Annotated in this window: 15 protein-coding genes; 13 read left to right on the top strand and 2 right to left on the bottom strand. The window is 74.9% G+C overall.

All coding sequences use genetic code 11. The annotated features are described in order from the left end of the window. Window positions 1–45 precede the first annotated feature (45 nt). The 8 genes from OF117_RS20455 (at window position 46) to OF117_RS20420 (ending at window position 10803) form a co-directional block, all read left to right on the top strand. The gene (locus tag OF117_RS20455) at window positions 46–1320 is read left to right on the top strand and encodes an ABC transporter ATP-binding protein (RefSeq protein WP_263554699.1); all 1275 of its coding nucleotides are present in this window, start codon (window positions 46–48) and stop codon (window positions 1318–1320) included. Between the two features lie 62 nt (window positions 1321–1382). Next, window positions 1383–3065 (top strand): glycoside hydrolase family 13 protein, encoded by a 1683-nt coding sequence (locus OF117_RS20450; RefSeq protein WP_263554698.1) that lies wholly within the window; start codon window positions 1383–1385, stop codon window positions 3063–3065. A gap of 222 nt (window positions 3066–3287) precedes the next feature. After that, the gene (gene lspA / locus OF117_RS20445; protein WP_263554697.1) at window positions 3288–3779 is read left to right on the top strand and encodes a signal peptidase II; all 492 of its coding nucleotides are present in this window, start codon (window positions 3288–3290) and stop codon (window positions 3777–3779) included. Window positions 3780–3909: 130 nt separating this feature from the next. Then, window positions 3910–4857 (top strand): RluA family pseudouridine synthase, encoded by a 948-nt coding sequence (locus OF117_RS20440; RefSeq protein ID WP_263554696.1) that lies wholly within the window; start codon window positions 3910–3912, stop codon window positions 4855–4857. A 9-nt stretch (window positions 4858–4866) separates the two neighbouring features. Next, window positions 4867–5664, top strand: coding sequence for a CPBP family intramembrane glutamic endopeptidase (locus tag OF117_RS20435; RefSeq protein WP_263554695.1), 798 nt, complete (start codon window positions 4867–4869; stop codon window positions 5662–5664). Next, on the top strand, window positions 5661–6203 hold the full coding sequence (locus OF117_RS20430; protein WP_263554694.1) for a GNAT family N-acetyltransferase: 543 nt from the start codon (window positions 5661–5663) through the stop codon (window positions 6201–6203). The genes OF117_RS20435 and OF117_RS20430 overlap by 4 nt, the downstream gene beginning before the upstream one ends. Window positions 6204–6412: 209 nt before the next feature. Next, a complete protein-coding gene (gene dnaE / locus OF117_RS20425; RefSeq protein WP_263554693.1) occupies window positions 6413–10000 on the top strand; it encodes a DNA polymerase III subunit alpha in 3588 nt (1195 codons plus the stop codon). 110 nt (window positions 10001–10110) lie between these two features. Continuing rightward, complete coding sequence (locus OF117_RS20420; protein ID WP_263554692.1) at window positions 10111–10803, top strand: hypothetical protein; 693 nt, start codon at window positions 10111–10113, stop codon at window positions 10801–10803. Here OF117_RS20420 and OF117_RS20415 read toward each other — a convergent pair. Further along, the gene (locus OF117_RS20415) at window positions 10796–11692 is read right to left on the bottom strand and encodes an LON peptidase substrate-binding domain-containing protein (protein WP_263554691.1); all 897 of its coding nucleotides are present in this window, start codon (window positions 11690–11692) and stop codon (window positions 10796–10798) included. The two genes, OF117_RS20420 and OF117_RS20415, sit on opposite strands and share 8 nt — an antisense overlap. Before the next feature lie 153 nt (window positions 11693–11845). On the opposite strand from OF117_RS20415, the gene hisD reads away from it, so the two are divergent. The 5 genes from hisD to hisH all read left to right on the top strand — a co-directional run bounded on the left by hisD (window position 11846) and on the right by hisH (window position 15759). After that, window positions 11846–13150, top strand: a complete 1305-nt coding sequence (gene hisD / locus OF117_RS20410) for a histidinol dehydrogenase (RefSeq protein WP_263554690.1) — start codon at window positions 11846–11848, stop codon at window positions 13148–13150. A 10-nt stretch (window positions 13151–13160) separates the two neighbouring features. Then, window positions 13161–14282, top strand: a complete 1122-nt coding sequence (locus OF117_RS20405) for a histidinol-phosphate transaminase (protein ID WP_263554689.1) — start codon at window positions 13161–13163, stop codon at window positions 14280–14282. After that, window positions 14279–14875, top strand: coding sequence for an imidazoleglycerol-phosphate dehydratase HisB (gene hisB, locus OF117_RS20400; RefSeq protein ID WP_263554688.1), 597 nt, complete (start codon window positions 14279–14281; stop codon window positions 14873–14875). Before OF117_RS20405 ends, hisB begins: the two co-directional genes overlap by 4 nt. A 4-nt stretch (window positions 14876–14879) precedes the next feature. Beyond that, window positions 14880–15056 (top strand): hypothetical protein, encoded by a 177-nt coding sequence (locus OF117_RS20395; protein ID WP_263554687.1) that lies wholly within the window; start codon window positions 14880–14882, stop codon window positions 15054–15056. Window positions 15057–15123: 67 nt separating this feature from the next. After that, window positions 15124–15759, top strand: coding sequence for an imidazole glycerol phosphate synthase subunit HisH (gene hisH, locus OF117_RS20390; RefSeq protein ID WP_263554686.1), 636 nt, complete (start codon window positions 15124–15126; stop codon window positions 15757–15759). Between the two features lie 335 nt (window positions 15760–16094). Here the strand turns inward: hisH and OF117_RS20385 are convergent, their stop codons facing one another. Then, on the bottom strand, window positions 16095–17162 hold the full coding sequence (locus tag OF117_RS20385) for a molybdopterin-dependent oxidoreductase (RefSeq protein ID WP_263554685.1): 1068 nt from the start codon (window positions 17160–17162) through the stop codon (window positions 16095–16097). Between the last annotated feature and the right edge of the window lie 4 nt (window positions 17163–17166).

The raw sequence follows: 17166 nt of genomic DNA, 5'->3' as shown, positions 1-17166 counted from the left end.
CCCCTCCGATCCTGCACACCTCCCGACTCCGAGGGGACACCCACCATGGCCTCGATCGAGATGAAGAACATCGTCAAGCAGTACGGCGACGGCTTCCCGGCCGTGAACGACGTCAGCCTCGACATCGCCGACGGGGAGTTCATGATCCTCGTCGGCCCGTCCGGCTGCGGGAAGTCGACGCTGCTGCGGATGATCGTCGGGCTGGAGGACATCACCAGCGGCGACATGGTCATCGGCGGCACCCGGGTCAACGACAAGGCGCCGCGCGACCGCAACCTGTCGATGGTGTTCCAGAACTACGCGCTCTACCCGCACATGAGCGTCTTCGAAAACATCGCCTTCCCGCTGCGGCTGTCCAAGACCCCCGACGACGAGGTGCGCAAGCGGGTCACCGAGGCCGCTGACGTGCTCGAGCTCAAGGAACACCTGGAGCGCAAGCCGGCCAATCTCTCCGGCGGCCAGCGGCAGCGGGTGGCGATGGGCCGGGCCATCGTCCGGCACGCCGAGGCCTTCCTCTTCGACGAGCCGCTGTCGAACCTCGACGCCAAGCTCCGCGGGCAGATGCGCACGGAGATCTCCCGGCTGCAGCGCCGGCTGGGCATCACCACGGTGTACGTCACGCACGACCAGACCGAGGCCATGACCCTCGGCGACCGGGTCTGCGTGCTGCGCAAGGGCGTCATCCAGCAGGTCGCCTCGCCCCGCGAGCTCTACGAGCAGCCGGTCAACCTGTTCGTCGCCGGCTTCATCGGTTCTCCGCCGATGAACTTCCTGCCGGCGACCCTCGACGGTCGCACGTTGACGACCCCGTTCGGCGACATCGAGCTCGACGAGGAGCGCGCCGCCGCCGTCGCCGGCCGCGACCTGCTGCTCGTCGGCATCCGCCCCGAGCACTTCGAGGACGCCTCGTTGGTCGACGAGGCCAAGCGCCCCCACGGCACCACCTTCCGGGCGCAGGTCGACGTCACCGAGTGGCTCGGCGACCAGCAGTTCGCCTACATCCCCTACGACGCGCCCGAGCAGATCCAGGCGCAGCTGCGGGATCTCTCCCGCGAGCTGGACTCCGAGGCGCTGCGCACCCAGGCGGTCATCGGCATCGACTCCACCAGCCGGATCCGCGAGGGCCGCGAGGCGGAGTTCTGGATGGACAGCCGCAAGGCGCACGTCTTCGACCCGAAGACCGGCGAGAACCTCACGCGCGACGCCGAGGCCGGCGCCCGGCTCACCCGCGAGGCCGAGGAGGACCGGCAGGAACAGGTCGAGGAGGCGCGCGCCCACGGCGGCGGCATCAGCGGGCCGGAGGGCGCCGAGGTCGCCTGAGGGTCGCCCCGCCCACGGACCCCGCCTCGGCGAGGCGGGGCCGTCCGGGCAGACTTCTGCCCGTGACGTCCTTCCAGCCGGCGGAGCCGGGCACGATCGACGGCGCGCGCGCCCCGTGGTGGCGCTCGGCCGTCGTCTACGAGGTGTACCTGCGCAGCTTCGCCGACGGCGACGGCGACGGGGTGGGCGACCTCGCCGGCCTGCGCTCGCGGCTGGACCACCTGGCCGACCTCGGCGTCGACGCCGTCTGGATCACGCCCTGGTACCCGTCGCCGATGGCCGACGGCGGCTACGACGTGAGCGACTACCGCGACATCGACCCGCGCTACGGCACGCTCGCCGACGCCGACGCGCTGCTCGCCGCGGCGCACGACCGCGGCCTGCGGGTCGTGGTCGACCTGGTCGCCAACCACACCTCGGTCGAGCACCCGTGGTTCCGCGCGGCGCTGGCCGCGGGCCCCGGCTCGCCCGAGCGGGCGCGGTACTTCTTCCGCGACGGCCGCGACGGCGGCGAGTCCCCGCCCAACGACTGGATCAGCGCCTTCGGCGGGCGGGCGTGGACGCGGGTCACCGAGCCCGACGGCCGGCCCGGCCAGTGGTACCTGCACCTGTTCGCCCCCCAGCAGCCCGACCTGGACTGGGAGAACCCTCAGGTCCAGGCGGACTTCGACGACATCCTCCGGTTCTGGTTCGACCGCGGCGTCGACGGCGTCCGGGTCGACGCCGCGCCGGCGATGGCCAAGGAAGCCGGGCTGCCCGACGCCGGCCACGGGCCCGGCGCGGTGTTCGACTCCGCCCGCTGGGTGGGCAACCCGCACTGGGACGTCGACGGCGTGCACGAGGTCCTCCGCCGGTGGCGGCGGCTGGCCGACGCCCACGGGGACCGCCTCATCGTCACCGAGTCGGTGGTCAACGGGCCCGAGCGGCTGGCCCGCTACGTGCGCCCGGACGAGGCGCACACCACCTTCAACTTCGACTACCTGCACGCCCCCTGGGACGGCCCGACGCTGCGGGCGGTGGTCGACGCGACGCTGGCCACCCTGGAGCCGCACGGTGCTCCGGCGACCTGGGTGTTCTCCAGCCACGACGAGACCCGGCACGTCACCCGCTTCGGCCGGGCCGAGACCGGGGTGGCGCTCATGGGCACCGGCTCGACCGGCGAGCCCACCGACCTCGCCCTCGGTCTGCGCCGCGCCCGGGCCGCCGTGCTGCTCACCCTCGCCCTACCCGGCGGCGTCTACCTGTACCAGGGGGAGGAGCTGGGCCTGCCCGAGGTGGAGGACCTGCCCGAGGAGGTGCTGCAGGACCCGACGTGGGAGCGCTCCGGCCGCACGGTGCGCGGCCGGGACGGCTGCCGGGTGCCGCTGCCGTGGTCGGGCACCCGCCCGCCGTTCGGCTTCGGCCCGGACGGAAGCGTGCCCTGGCTGCCGCAGCCCGCGACCTGGGCCGCGCTCACCGCCGAGGCGCAGCGGGCCGACCCGGGTTCGACGCTCTCGCTCTACCGGTCCGCGCTGCACCTGCGGCGCCGCCGGGCCGAGCTGCACGAGGCGCCGCTCACCTGGGTCGACGACCTCGCCGGGCGGCCGGGGGTGCTCGCGTTCGACCGCGGTCCGGCGTTCCGCTGCCTGGTCAACCTGTCGGCCGAGCCGCTGCCGCTCGCCGGGCACGGCCGCGTGCTGTTGGCCAGCGGGCCGGGCGACGGCGCGCTGGCGCCCGACACCGCCGTCTGGCTCGACCGGGGCTGACCGGCGGTCCGGCTCGACCGGGGCTGACCGCGAGGTCCGGCTCGACCGGGGCTGACCGCGAGGTCGGCCGGCGGCGCGGCCCGGGCGGCTATCGTCGTCGGCACCGGCGCCCCCCGGCGTCCCGACAGAGGAGCCGTCCTGGCCGAGTCGCCCGACACCCCGTCCGGCCCCGAGCCCACGGGGCCGCGCCGCACGCGGCTGCTGGCCGCCCTGGCCGCGGCCGTGTTCGCGGCCGACCTGCTCACCAAGGTCGTGGTCGTCGCCACGATCGAGCCCGGCGCGGACATCCGGGTGCTCGGGGGCCTGCTCTACCTGACCCAGCTGCGCAACCTCGGCGCGGCCTTCTCCTTCGCCGAGGGCGCCACCGTCCTGTTCAGCCTCATCGCGATCGCGGTGTCGGTGGTCATCGTGCGCACCGCCCGGCGGCTGCACTCCGCCGCCTGGGCGACGGCTCTCGGGCTCGTGCTCGGCGGTGCGCTCGGCAACCTGGTCGACCGGCTGTTCCGGGCGCCGGGTTTCCTGCGCGGCGGCGTGGTCGACTTCCTCTCCGTCCTCGCTCCCGACGGGCGGATCTGGCCGGTGTTCAACGTGGCCGACTCGGCCATCGTCTGCGGCGGCGTCCTCGGCGCCCTGCTCGCCGTCCGGGGGATCGAGTTCGACGGCAGCCGCAGCGCGGGGAGCACCCGTGCCCGCCGGGAGGACCGGTCGGCCTGAGCGCCGCGTCCACGCCCGGCCCGTCCGCGCCCGGCCCGTCCGCGCCCTGCTCGTCCGCGCCGGGCCCGTCCGCGCCCGGCCCGTGCCTGCCCGGCCGGGCACGGCCCGGTCCGTCGGCCCGCCCGTCACAATGGACGTCGTGACCTCGTCGGCCGGCCTGCACCGTGCGCTGCCCGTGCCGGACGGCCTGGAGGGCCAGCGGGTCGACCAGGCGCTGTCCCGGCTGTTCGGGCTCTCCCGCGCCGCCGCGGCCGAGGTGGCCGACGCCGGGCTCGTCGTCGTCGACGGGCGCGTCCGGGGCAAGGGCGACCGGCTCGCCGGGGGCAGCTGGCTCGAGGTGGAGCTGCCCCCGCCGCCGGGGGAGCCCCCGGCGCCGCAGCCGGTCGAGGGGATGACCGTGCTGTACGACGACGACGACGTCGTCGTCGTCGACAAGCCGGTGGGCGTGGCCGCGCACCCGAGCCCGGGCTGGGACGGGCCGACCGTCGTCGGCGGGCTGGCCGCGGCGGGCTACCGCATCGCCACCTCCGGTGCCGCCGAGCGGCAGGGGGTCGTGCACCGGCTCGACGCCGCCACCACCGGCGTGATGGCCGTCGCCAAGAGCGAGCGCGCCTACACCGCGCTCAAGGCGGCCTTCCGCGAGCGCACGGTCGAGAAGCACTACGCCGCCCTCGTCCAGGGCCACCCCGACCCGTCCCGCGGCACCATCGACGCGCCGATCGACCGGCACCCGACGAAGGACTGGCGGTTCGCCGTGGTCAGCGGCGGCCGCCCCTCGGTGACCCACTACGAGGTCGTGGAGGCCTTCCCGGCCGCCAGCCTGGTCGACATCCGGTTGGAGACCGGGCGCACGCACCAGATCCGCGTGCACTTCGCCGCGCTGCGCCACCCCTGCGTCGGCGACCTGACCTACGGGGCCGACCCGGCCCTGGCCGCCCGGCTCGGCGTCGACCGCCAGTGGCTGCACGCGGTCCGGCTGGGTTTCCCCCACCCCGCCGACGGCCGGTGGGTCGAGGTCACCAGCGACGTCCCACCCGACCTCGCCGGCGCGCTGGCCGTCCTGCGGGCCGAGGCCTGACCGCCGTCCGTGACCGGGCTGCCCACCTCGCTGGCCGACTTCGGGCCGGCCGCGCTGGCCGCCGTCGTCGTGGCGGGCTACCTCGTGGTCGGCGAGCCGGCGGTCGGCGCGGTGCTGCACCGCCGCTTCGAGGGCCGGCTGCGCACCGACCCCGGTGCCCGGCGGTCGTTCTACCGTCGACTCCTGGTGCTCGAGTGGGGTCTCGCGGTGCTGGTCCTGGTGACGTGGCTCTCGGCGCCCGCCGTCGGCGCGGCCGCCGTCGGCCTGCGGTGGCCGCAGGCCCTGCCCGGCCCGGTCCCGCTGGCGCTGGTCGCGCTCGTCCTCCTGTTCGTGGTCGTCTCGACGCGGGCGCTGCGCTCCGGCGCCCTGCTGCAGGCGGCCGCCGAGCGTGCGCGGCGGCCGAGGGAGGGCCGGCACGCCGCGGCCGAGCCGCCGAGCTCGGCCACGCTGGCGCTGCTGCCGCGCAGCCCCGCCGAGCGCCGGCTGTTCACGGTGGTCGGAGTGACCGCCGGCATCTGCGAGGAGTGGCTCTACCGCGCGTTCTTCCTGGCCGTGGTGAGCGCCGCCGCCGGCGGACTGCCGACGCCGGCGCTCGTGCTGGCCGGGGCGGTGGCCTTCGGCGTGGCGCACGCCTACCAGGGGGTGGCCGGGATCGCGCTGACCGGTGTGCTGGGCGGCGTGTTCGCGGCGCTCTACCTGCAGACCGGGTCGTTGTTGCTGCCCGTCCTGCTGCACGCGCTGGTCGACCTGCGGTTCCTGCTCGTCCCCGCCCGGATGCTGCCGGCGGTCAGCGGGGGAGCCCGGTGACCGGCCCCGTCCTCCCGCCCGGCCCCCCGCCACCGGCGGACGCGGACGCGGGTGCGCCCGTCGCACGCCTGGCGACCGCGGCGGACCTGCCCGGGCTGACCGCCCTGCGCACCCGCGTCTTCGTCGAGGAGCAGGGCGTGCCACCGGAGGTCGAGCGCGACGACCGGGACGCCACGGCGGTGCACGTGGTGAGCCTCGGCCTGCCCGCCGACGGCGCGCCGGCCGGCCGGGTCGTGGCCACCGGCCGGCTGCTCGTCGACGGCCGGCGCGCGAGCATCGGCCGGATGGCCGCGGACGCCGCCGTCCGCGGGCGGGGGCACGGCGCCGCCGTCCTCGCGGAGCTGCACCGGCAGGCCCGGCTCCGCGGAGCCACCGAGGTCGAGCTGCACGCCCAGGTGACCGCCCGGGGCTTCTACGAGCGCGCCGGCTACGCCGCCGTCGGCGCGGAGTACCTCGAGGCGGGCATCCGGCACGTGACGATGCGCCGCACGCTCGCGCCGGACGGCGACGACCGTCACGCGGACCGCGCGGCACCGTGACGGGCAGGTCCGGCCGGCCGGGACACGCTTCTGTCAGACCCCCCGCGTACACCTCCGGGGGTGCGAGGATCGACGCCACGGGCGGGCCGGCCGGACCGGTCGCCGCCGGGGCGCCGACCTCGCAGCCGCCCCGCCGGTCTTCCCCGCCGGTCGCCCGCCGCCGTCCTGCCGGACGGGCACGCACGACCAGTTGAGGAGCGCAGACCCAGGTGAGCAGCACCGCCGAGCCCCGGCCCGCGAGCGACTCCTTCGTGCACCTGCACGTGCACACCGAGTACTCGATGCTCGACGGGGCGGCCAAGCTGCCCGAGGTGACCGCGGCGGCGGCCGCCGCCGGGATGCCGGCGCTGGCGATGACCGACCACGGCAACGTGTTCGGCGCCTACGACTTCCACAAGCAGGCCACCGCGGCCGGGGTCAAGCCGATCATCGGCATGGAGGGCTACTACACCCCGGGCTCGCGGTTCGACCGCGCCCCCTTCGACTTCGGCGACAACCTGGTCGACGAAGAGGGTGAGGGAGCCGGCGAGGGTTCCAGATCCCGCGGCAAGGCCGCGTACACCCACATGACCCTGCTGGCCCGCACCACCGAGGGCATGCACAACCTGTTCCGCATCTCCTCGCTGGCCAGCCTGGAGGGGCAGTACCGCAAGCCGCGGTTCGACCGCGACCTGCTCGAGCGCTACGGCACCGGCCTCGTCGCCACCACCGGCTGCCCGTCGGGCGAGGTCAACATGTGGCTGCGCGCGGGCAAGGAGGACCGCGCCCGCCAGGCGGCCGCCGACTTCCAGGACATCTTCGGCAAGGAGAACTTCTACGCCGAGCTGATGGACCACGGGCTGTCCATCGAGAAGAAGACCCGCCCGGCGCTGCTGGCCATCGCCCGGGACCTCGGCATCCCGCTGCTGGCCACCAACGACCTCCACTACACCCACCGCGACGACGCCGAGGCGCACGACGCGCTGCTGTGCATCCAGACCGGCTCTCGCCTCAACGAGCCCAACCGCTTCAAGTTCAACGGCGACGGCTACTACCTGAAGTCGGCCGCCGAGATGCGGGCGCTGTTCACCGACCTGCCCGAGGCCTGCGACAACACCCTGCTCGTCGCCGAGCAGTGCGAGGTGTCGTTCACCGAGGGCGCCGACCTCATGCCGCGCTTCCCCCTGCCGCCGGGGGAGGACGAGACCTCCTGGTTCGTCAAGGAGGTCGAGCGGGGCCTGCACAAGCGGTGGCCTGGCGGCGTTCCCGACCACGTGCGCACGCAGTCCGACTACGAGGTCTCGATCATCACCCAGATGGGCTTCCCGGGGTACTTCCTCGTGGTCGCCGACTTCATCAACTGGGCGAAGGACAACGGCATCCGGGTCGGCCCGGGCCGCGGTTCGGCCGCCGGGTCGCTGGCCGCCTACGCGCTGGGCATCACCGACCTCGACCCGTTGGCCCACGGGCTGATCTTCGAGCGGTTCCTCAACCCCGAGCGCGTCTCCATGCCGGACGTCGACATCGACTTCGACGAGCGCCGGCGCGGCGAGGTCATCCGGTACGTCTCGGAGAAGTACGGGGAGGAGCGGGTCAGCCAGATCGTCACCTACGGCACCATCAAGGCCAAGGCGGCGATCAAGGACGCCGCACGGGTGCTCGACCGCCCCTACTCCGTCGGTGACGAGCTCACCAAGCTGATGCCGCCGGCGGTCATGGGCAAGGACATCCCGCTCGCGGGGATCTTCGACCCGGCCCACCCGCGCTACAAGGAGGCCGCGGAGTTCCGCGCCCGCTACGAATCCGACCCGGGCGCCGCCGAGGTGGTCGACCAGGCCCGCAAGCTCGAGGGCCTCAAGCGGCAGTGGGGGGTGCACGCCGCCGGAGTCATCATCGGCCGCCACCCGCTCATCGACAGCATCCCGATCATGCGGCGCGAGGCCGACGGTGCGGTGATCACGCAGTTCGACTACCCGACCTGCGAGACGCTCGGCCTGCTCAAGATGGACTTCCTGGGGCTGCGCAACCTCACCGTCATCGACGACGCGCTGCGCAACATCGTGGCCAACGGCAAGGAGCCGATCGACCTCGACGCCATCAGCAAGGACCTGACCGACAAGAACACCTACGACCTGCTCGCGCGGGGTGACACGCTCGGCGTCTTCCAGTTCGACGGCGGGCCGATGCGCTCGCTGCTGCGGCTCATGCGGCCGGACAACTTCGAGGACATCTCCGCGGTCGGCGCGCTCTACCGGCCCGGTCCGATGGGCGCCAACTCGCACACCAACTACGCGCTGCGCAAGAACGGCCAGCAGGAGATCACGCCGATCCATCCGGAACTGGCCGAGCCGCTGGCCGAGATCCTCGGCCAGACCTACGGCCTGATCGTCTACCAGGAGCAGGTCATGGCGATCGCGCAGAAGGTCGCCGGGTACTCGCTCGGCAAGGCCGACCTGCTGCGGCGCGCCATGGGCAAGAAGAAGAAGTCGGTGCTCGACGCGGAGTTCGTCGGCTTCGAGGCCGGGATGAAGGAGCGCGGCTACTCCGACGCGGCGATCAAAACGCTCTGGGACATCCTCGTCCCGTTCGCCGACTACGCCTTCAACAAGGCGCACTCGGCGGCCTACGGCCTGGTCTCGTACTGGACCGCCTACCTGAAGGCCAACTACCCGGCCGAGTACATGGCCGCGCTGCTCACCAGCGTCGGCGACGACAAGGACAAGCGGCCCATCTACCTGGCCGAGTGCCGCCGGATGGGCATCAAGGTGCTGCCGCCCGACGTCAACGAGTCCGCCGCGGACTTCACGCCGGTCGGCACCGACATCCGCTTCGGGCTGGCCTCCATCCGCAACGTCGGGCGCAACGTGGTCGACGCGGTCGTGCGCGCCCGCGAGGAGCAGGGCGCCTTCGCGGGCTTCGCCGACTTCCTGCGCAAGGTCGACGCCGTCGTCTGCAACAAGAAGGTCATCGAGTCGCTGTGCAAGGCCGGCGCCTTCGACTCGCTCGGCCACTCGCGGCAGGGGCTGGTCACCATCCACGCCAACGCCGTCGAGCTCGCCATGGGGCTCAAGCGGCGCGAGGCCGAGGGGCAGTTCGACCTGTTCGGCGGCTTCGGTGGCGGCGACGGCGCCGACGACCCGTTCGGGTCGACGCTGGACGTCGCCATCCCCACGGCGGACTGGTCGAAGTCCGAGCGGCTGATGTTCGAGCGCGACATGCTCGGCCTCTACGTCTCCGACCACCCGTTGCACGGCGTCGAGCACGTCCTCACCGCGCACGCCGACACCCCGATCGCCGAGATCAACGCCGGCGGGGTGGAGGACGGCGCGAACGTCACGATCGCCGGGATCCTCACCTCGGTGGCCCCGCGCACCAACAAGCAGGGCGCACCGTGGGCGATCGCCACGCTGGAAGACCTCGAGTCCGGCATCGAGGTGCTGTTCTTCCCGAAGACCTGGGCGGACTTCTCGGAGAAGGTCGTGCGGGACCAGATCGTCGTCATCAAGGGGCGGATCAGCCGCCGCGACGACCAGCCCTCGCTGTTCGCCGCCGAGGTCACGGTCCCCGAGCTGACGGAGGGCCCGCGCGGACCGGTGCTGGTCTCGATGCCGGCCGCCCGTTGCACGCCGCCGGTCGTGGAGCGGCTGCGCGAGGTGCTCGGCAGCCACCCGGGCACGACCGAGGTCCAGCTGAAGCTCGTCAACGGCAGCCGGGAGACGGTCCTGCGACTCGACCAGGGCCTGAGGGTGCGGCCGAGCACCGCGCTGATGGGCGACATCAAGGCCCTGCTCGGGCCGACCAGCGTGGCCATCCTCTGAGCGGCACCGCCTCCTCGAGCCTGCCGCGCGGCGCCGCCCGGTCCGCGGCGACGGTGCCGACCACCGCCGCCGACGTGCTCCGCGCCCGGACCGCGGGGTTCACTGGACGCGTGAGCTCCCCCTACGGTTCCCGCCCCGGCCCGTCCGACCCGGTCCTCGGGCCGGCGCCCGACGGGAGGCGGGTGCTCCTCGGCAGGGGCGCGGTGCCGCCGGAGGACCGCTGGGGCGGATGGCCGGAGGTGCGGGCCGATCTGCGGGCCGCGGTCGTCGTGGTCGCCGTCCTGACGGTGGCCGGTGCGCCCCTGGGCGTGGCGTGGTGGGCGCTGGCGCCCCGCGCCGACTTCCGCGTCACCGAGGACGGGCCGCAGCCGGTCGGCGATCCTCCGCTGGAGCTGGCGGTCGCGGACGACGGCGTCCTGGTCCTGCTGCTGCTCGCCGCCGGTCTGCTGGCCGGCGCCCTCGCCTGGCTGCCGCGTCGACGACGCGGGGTGGCCCTGCTGGCCGCCCTGGCGCTCGGCATGGTCTCCGCCGGCGTCGTGGCCTGGCAGGTCGGGGAGATGCTCGCTCCCGGGCCGACGGACGCGCAGCTGGCCGAGGTGGGCGCGGTGGTGACCACGCCGCTGCACCTGGCGGCGGTGCCGGCCCTGGCCGCCGGGCCGTTCGCCGCGGCGCTGGCCTACGTCCTGGCCGCGCTGCTGACGCGCACCGACGACCTGCGCCGCACCCGGCTCCCGGCCGGCGCGGAGCGCGCGCCCGACGGCACCGGCGCGCAGAGCCCCGAGGAGGCGGGCGCGCTCAGTTGACCGTCATCGGCGCGGCGAACTGGGCGAGCGGGACCGGCACCGCACCGAGCGCCCGCAGCAGGGTCAGCTCACGGCGGAGCATGCGCGCCTCGGCGGCCAGCCGCCGGCGGGTCGCCGACTCCGCGAGCAGCGCCTGCCGGTCCTCGGTGGTGAGCAGGGCCGTGGAGGCGACCAGGTAGGACAGCGCCGTGGGGTCGCCGGCGACGGCCCTCAGCAGTCCGGCGACCTCGGGGTCGTCGGTGTCCCCGGCGGCGGACACCGCGGCCGGTGCGAGCTCCTCCAGCCCGCCGGCGTCGTCCCCGGGCCTCCCACCGCCGTCGTCCTCGCGGCCGGTCCGGAGTGCGGCGACCTCGGTGACGTAGCGGGCGAACAAGCCCCCGACCACCCGGACCAGCACGCGCATCGACCCGCGCGCCACCGACGAGGCCACCTCGTCGACCTCGTCGCGCGCGCTGCCCGGGCCGCCCAGCGCGGGCGGGCCGACGAGGCCCTCGTGGTCGCCGGCGGCCTCCTCCGCCGCCTCCTCCTCGGCCAGCCACTCGATCTCGGCCTGGAGGTACGGCGGGTCCTCGCCGGCGACGACGTCGAGCAGCCGGAAGCGGTCACCGCCGACGGTGACCAGCTGGAAGGTGCCGTCCTGCTGCGGGCGGACCACCTGCAGCCGCGCGGTGCAGCCGATGTCGTACAGCGCCTCCGCCGGCGCCACCTTCTCGACCTCCCAGCCCTGCCGGATCGCCACGACGCCGAAGAACTGCCGGTCGCTGCCGGCGGGCAGGGCGAGCAGGTCCCGCACGAGCCTGCGGTAGCGCGGCTCGAAGATCCGCAGGGGCAGGACCACCCCCGGGAACAGGGGCGTCCCGAGCGGGAACAGCGGGATCAGCTCGCCCATCCCGGCAGCCTACGGTCCGCCGCGCGCTCCGCGCCGGGCGCGGGCCCGGCCCCGCGCCACGGGTGCCCGACCGGCGCCGCGAGCGGGCCCGGCGCTCCGGTGGGCCCTCCTGGCTACCCTGGGGTTCCCGCCCGCCCGCCTCGGAGGTGGCCCGTGCTCGCCCGCATCGACCTGCGTGGATCCGCGCTGCCCGGGCCGCGCGCCCTCGCCGGACTGCTCCCGCGGGCCGCGACCGACATCGACTCCGTGTTGGCCACGGTCCGCCCGCTGTGCGAGGACGTCCGCGTCCGGGGCGCCCAGGCGGTCCGCGAGATCACCGCCCGCCTCGACGGGGTCGACCTGGAGGACTTCGCCGTCCCACCGGCGGCGCTGCAGCAGGCGCTCGGCGCGTGCGACCCCGCCGTCCGCGCCGCGCTGGAGGAGGCGATCGCCCGCGTCCGGCGGGTGCACGCCGACCAGCGGCGGACCGACGTCACGACCGAGGTCGTCCGCGGGGGCACGGTGACCGAGCGCTGGCTGCCGGTGCGCCGGGTCGGTCTGTACGTGCCGGGTGGGCTGGCGCCGCTGCTGTCCAGCGTGGTCATGAACGTCGTGCCCGCGCAGATCGCCGGCGTCGAGTCGATCGCGGTCGCCTCCCCGCCGCAGCGCGACAACGGCGGGCTGCCCGACGCCGGCGTGCTGGCCGCCTGCGCGCTGCTCGGCGTGACCGAGGTGTACGCCGTCGGCGGGGCGCAGGCCGTCGCCGTCTTCGGCTACGGCGCGGGCTCCTGCGAGCCGGTCGACATGGTCACCGGACCGGGCAACGTCTACGTCACCGCGGCCAAGCGGCTGCTGCGGGGCCTCATCGGGATCGATTCCGAGGCCGGGCCCACCGAGGTGGCCATCCTGGCCGACGACACCGCCGATCCTGCGCACGTGGCCGCCGACCTGATCAGCCAGGCCGAGCACGATCCGCTCGCCGGCGCCGTCCTGGTCACGACGAGCGAGCGGCTCGCCGACGCCGTCCTCGACCTGGTGCCCGCACAGGTCACGGCGACCAAGCACAGCGACCGCATCCTGACCGCGCTCGACGGCCGCCAGTCGGGCATCGTCCTCGTCGACGATCTCGACGCCGGGCTCGCCGTCGTCGACGCCTACGCCGCCGAGCACCTCGAGATCCAGACCGCCGGCGCCCGCGAGGTGGCGATGCGGGTGCGCAACGCCGGGGCGGTGTTCGTCGGGGCCTGGTCGCCGGTCTCCCTCGGTGACTACGTCGCCGGCTCCAACCACGTCCTGCCCACGGGCGGGTGCGCCCGGCACTCCAGCGGGCTCTCGGTGCAGTCGTTCCTGCGCGGCATCCACGTGGTCGAGTACGACCGGCAGGCGCTGGCCGAGGTGGCCGGCCACGTCGACGCGCTCGCGGGCGCCGAGGACCTCCCCGCGCACGCCGCCGCGGTGCGCATCCGGCAGAAGCGGTGACCGGGTGCGCATGACCTCCCTCGACGGGCTCCCGCTGCGGCCGGAGCTGCGGGGGCGCACGCCCTACGGCGCCCCGCAGCTGCAGGTGAAGCACCGGCTCAACACGAACGAGAACCCGCACCCGCTGCCCGATGCGCTGCTGGCCGACCTGGCCGACGCGCTCGGCCGGGCCGCCGCCGGCCTCAACCGCTACCCCGACCGCGACGCGCTCGCGCTGCGCGGCGACCTGGCGCGCTACCTGAGGCAGACCTCCGGGGTGGCGCTGGAGCCGGCCCAGGTGTGGGCGGCCAACGGCTCCAACGAGGTGCTGCAGCAAGTCCTCCAGGCCTTCGGCGGCGCCGGCCGGACGGCGCTGGGCTTCACACCGTCCTACTCGATGCACCCGATCATCTCCGCGGGCACCGGCACCGGGTGGGTCGACGGGCGGCGCCGGGCCGACTTCACCATCGACACCGCCGACGCGGTCGCGCAGGTGCGGGCGGTGCGCCCGGACGTCGTCTTCGTGACCAGCCCGAACAACCCGACCGGCACCGCGGTGGCGCTCGGGACGATCGAGGCCATCCACGACGCCACGGAGGGCATCGTGGTCGTCGACGAGGCGTACGCCGAGTTCGCCCGCGCCGGTACGCCGTCCGCCCTGACCCTGCTGGCCGGCCGGCCACGGCTGGTGGTCAGCCGGACGATGAGCAAGGCCTTCGGGATGGCCGGGCTGCGCCTGGGCTACCTCGCGGCCGACCGCGCCGTGGTCGACGCGCTCCAGCTGGTCCGGCTGCCGTACCACCTCGGCTCGCTGACGCAGGCGGCCGCCCGCACCGCGCTGGCGCACACCGACGCGCTGCTGGCCACCGTCGACGCGGTCAAGGCCGAGCGCGACCGGATCGTCGCCGCGCTGCCCGCGCTCGGGTTGACCAGCGTGCCCAGCGACGCCAACTTCGTGCTGTTCGGCCGGTTCGCCGACGCCCGCGCGGCCTGGCAGGCGCTGCTCGACCGCGACGTCCTCGTCCGCGACGTCGGGTTGCCCGGCTGGCTGCGGGTGACCGCCGGCACCGCGGAGGAGACGGATGCCTTCCTCACCGCGCTGGGGGAGGTCGCCGCGACGGCGGCCGGGCATGGGGGAGGATCGGCGGCATGAACCGCACCGCGCGCGTCGAGCGGGCCACCAGCGAGACCAAGCTCGTCGTCGAGCTCGACCTCGACGGCACCGGCCAGAGCAGCATCAGCACCGGCGTCGGCTTCTACGACCACATGCTGACCTCGCTGTCCAAGCACAGCGGCATCGACCTGACCGTGCGGGCCGACGGAGACCTGCACATCGACGCGCACCACACCGTCGAGGACGTCGCGATCGCGCTGGGCCAGGCGTTCGCCGAGGCGCTCGGCGACAAGAGGGGCATCACCCGCTACGGCGACGCGACGGTGCCGATGGACGAGGTGCTGGTGCAGGCCGCGGTCGACCTCTCGGGCAGGCCGTACTTCGTGCACGCCGAGCCCGAGGGCATGACCCCGGTGATCGGGCCGGACTACCCGACGTCGCTGACCCGGCACGTGCTCGAGTCGTTCGCCTTCAACGCCCGGATCAGCCTCCACGTGCGGGTGCTCTACGGCGGCCGCGATGCCCACCACATCGTCGAGGGCCAGTTCAAGGCGCTGGCCCGGGCGCTGCGGGCCGCGGTGGCGATCGACCCGCGGGTGGCCGACGTGCCCTCCACCAAGGGCGCGCTGTAGCGGCGTGACCTTCGGCGTCGTCCTCGTCGTGCTGGGCGGGTTCCTGCTCGGCGGGGCGTGGAGCATCTGGAAGGCCGACTCGGAGACCAGGGGGCGGACCGGCCCGCAGGTCGCCATCGCCGTCGTGCTGCTGGCCGCCGCGCTGCTGGCCACCGTGTCCGGCGTCCTGCGGCTGGTGTGAGCGACCGCCTGCGGGCTGCGCCGGAATGCCGGCGGAGTGGTGTCGGCTGTTGGCTAGCGTGGGAAGCGTGAAGAAGGTCGTCGTCCTCGATTACGGGTCGGGCAACCTGCGTTCGGCCGAGCGCGCCCTGGCGCGCGTGGGCGCCGACGTCACGGTCACCTCGGACTTCCGGACCGCCATGGACGCCGACGGCCTCGTGGTGCCCGGCGTGGGTGCGTTCGCCGCCTGCATGACCGGCCTGCGCGCCGTCGACGGGCCGAAGCTGATCGGCCGGCGGCTGGCCGGCGGTCGCCCGGTGCTCGGCGTGTGCGTCGGGATGCAGGTGCTCTTCGAGCGCGGCGTCGAGCACGGCTACGACGCCGAGGGTTGCGGGGAGTGGCCCGGGGTGGTCGAGCAGCTGGACGCGCCGGTGCTGCCGCACATGGGCTGGAACACGGTGCAGGTGCCGCAGCGGAGCGTCCTCTTCGACGGTCTGGCCGACCAGCGCTTCTACTTCGTGCACTCCTACGGTGTCCGCACCTTCACGCTCGGTGCCGAGGGGCCGCCGAGCCCGTTGGCGCCGCCGCTGGTCACCTGGGCGGAGCACGGCGACCGGTTCGTCGCCGGGGTCGAGAACGGTGCGTTGTCGGCCACGCAGTTCCACCCCGAGAAGAGCGGGGACGCCGGGGCCGCCCTGCTGGCCAACTGGCTGGGCACGCTCTGAGCTGCCCGTGCCGGGCCTGCTTCCGTCACGGCGGTGGGTGTGAACAGCCGGCCCGCAGAGAACCAGGTCGTCGGTCTCGCGCTGGTGATGTACGACACCTCGTTCGCCCAGGAGGTGCTCCCCGTGCCAGCGACCGCGGGCGCAGCAAGCTGACGCGCGGGGCTCCGCGCGCCTGGCCTCGCCGGCGACGAGATCGGTGGGGCCCCGACCACGGCTGACCATGGTCCGGGTCACGGCTCGACCGTCGACGCCCACGGGCCGCCCACGGGCCGACCACGGATCCGGCGGCCGAACACGGGGCGGACCATGGTCCGGTCGGGGTGCGGGTGGGCCGGTCACTGCAGCGGGAACGGCGGCTGCGCCCACGACGGCGCGTCGACGACCTCGATACGCGCCACCCACTTGACCCACCAGAAGCCGCGTCGTCCGGGCGCCACCAGGCGGACCGGAGCTCCGTGACCGGCCGACAGGGGCCGGCCGGCCGCCGAGGTGGCCAGCAGCAGGTCGGCGGCGTCCCGCAGCGGCAGCCGTCGCCGGTAGCCGGTCACCGACACGACCTCGATGCTGCCGTCGTCCGGCAGCCGCACGTCGCCGAGGTGCTGCGCCAGCACCCGGTCCAGCCGGGTGCCACGCCAGGTCTGGACGGCGTACCAGCCGCCGGTGCAGTCGAGCGCCGCGCGCACCGCATCGTCCCCGGCCAGGTCGGCCACCGGCACCCGGACCACGCGGCCTCCGCCGGCGATCGCCACCGCGTCGTGGTCCACCGCCGGCACCGCATCGGTGAACCACTGGGTCACCGGCATCGCCGCCGGATCGTCGGTGCCGCGCTCGAACGACCCCGTGACCCGCCGCTCGGCGCCGGGCGCACCGGTCAGCCGCAGCAACCCCTCGCCGGCACCCCAGACCGCCGCCGCGCCGGCCACCAGTGCCGACGTCCGCAGCAGCGAGCGCCGCGACAGATCGGTCCGGCGCGGACGCTGCCGCCGCCCCCGGGCGTGCGCGACCAGGGCGACCAGCGTGGCGACCGCCAGTCCCACGTGCAGGTGGAGCACCGGCAGGCCGGCCGTCGCCGGCCACGGGCCGGTCGCACCGGCCGAGTGCAGCACCCCGGTCAGCAGGGTCAGGACGGCGAGCCCCGCCAGTGCCCACGCCCCGACCGGCGCCCGGGCGACGAGCGGACGACGGGCCGCCCGCCGGACCACGACCGACTTCCACGGCACGAGCAGCAGCAGGCCGAGCCCGGCCGCTCCGTGCGCCGCGACCACCCAGCGGGCGGGCCCCGGTGCGCCCACGCCGAACGCCAGCACACCGGTGCCGCCGGCGGCGAGCGACAGCCCGAGCAGGCCGAGGTTGGTCCGCCGCCCGGCGCGCTCGGGCAGGCGCGCCCGCAGGAACGGGGACATCTCC

The sequence above is a fragment of the Geodermatophilus sp. YIM 151500 genome, assembly GCF_025716945.1.
Taxonomy (GTDB): domain Bacteria; phylum Actinomycetota; class Actinomycetes; order Mycobacteriales; family Geodermatophilaceae; genus YIM-151500.
Note: the sequence above shows the minus strand (reverse complement) of the source record. Positions and strands in the feature narration are given on the sequence as shown.

Excerpts from the sequence above, each read along its gene's own strand:
- OF117_RS20385 (WP_263554685.1), bottom strand. The coding sequence starts at position 17,162 with ATGTCCCCGTTCCTGCGGGCGCGCCTGCCCGAGCGCGCCGGGCGGCGG.
- OF117_RS20440 (WP_263554696.1), top strand. The coding sequence starts at position 3,910 with ATGGACGTCGTGACCTCGTCGGCCGGCCTGCACCGTGCGCTGCCCGTG.
- hisB (WP_263554688.1), top strand. The coding sequence starts at position 14,279 with ATGAACCGCACCGCGCGCGTCGAGCGGGCCACCAGCGAGACCAAGCTC.
- OF117_RS20415 (WP_263554691.1), bottom strand. The coding sequence starts at position 11,692 with ATGGGCGAGCTGATCCCGCTGTTCCCGCTCGGGACGCCCCTGTTCCCG.
- OF117_RS20405 (WP_263554689.1), top strand. The coding sequence starts at position 13,161 with ATGACCTCCCTCGACGGGCTCCCGCTGCGGCCGGAGCTGCGGGGGCGC.
- OF117_RS20455 (WP_263554699.1), top strand. The coding sequence starts at position 46 with ATGGCCTCGATCGAGATGAAGAACATCGTCAAGCAGTACGGCGACGGC.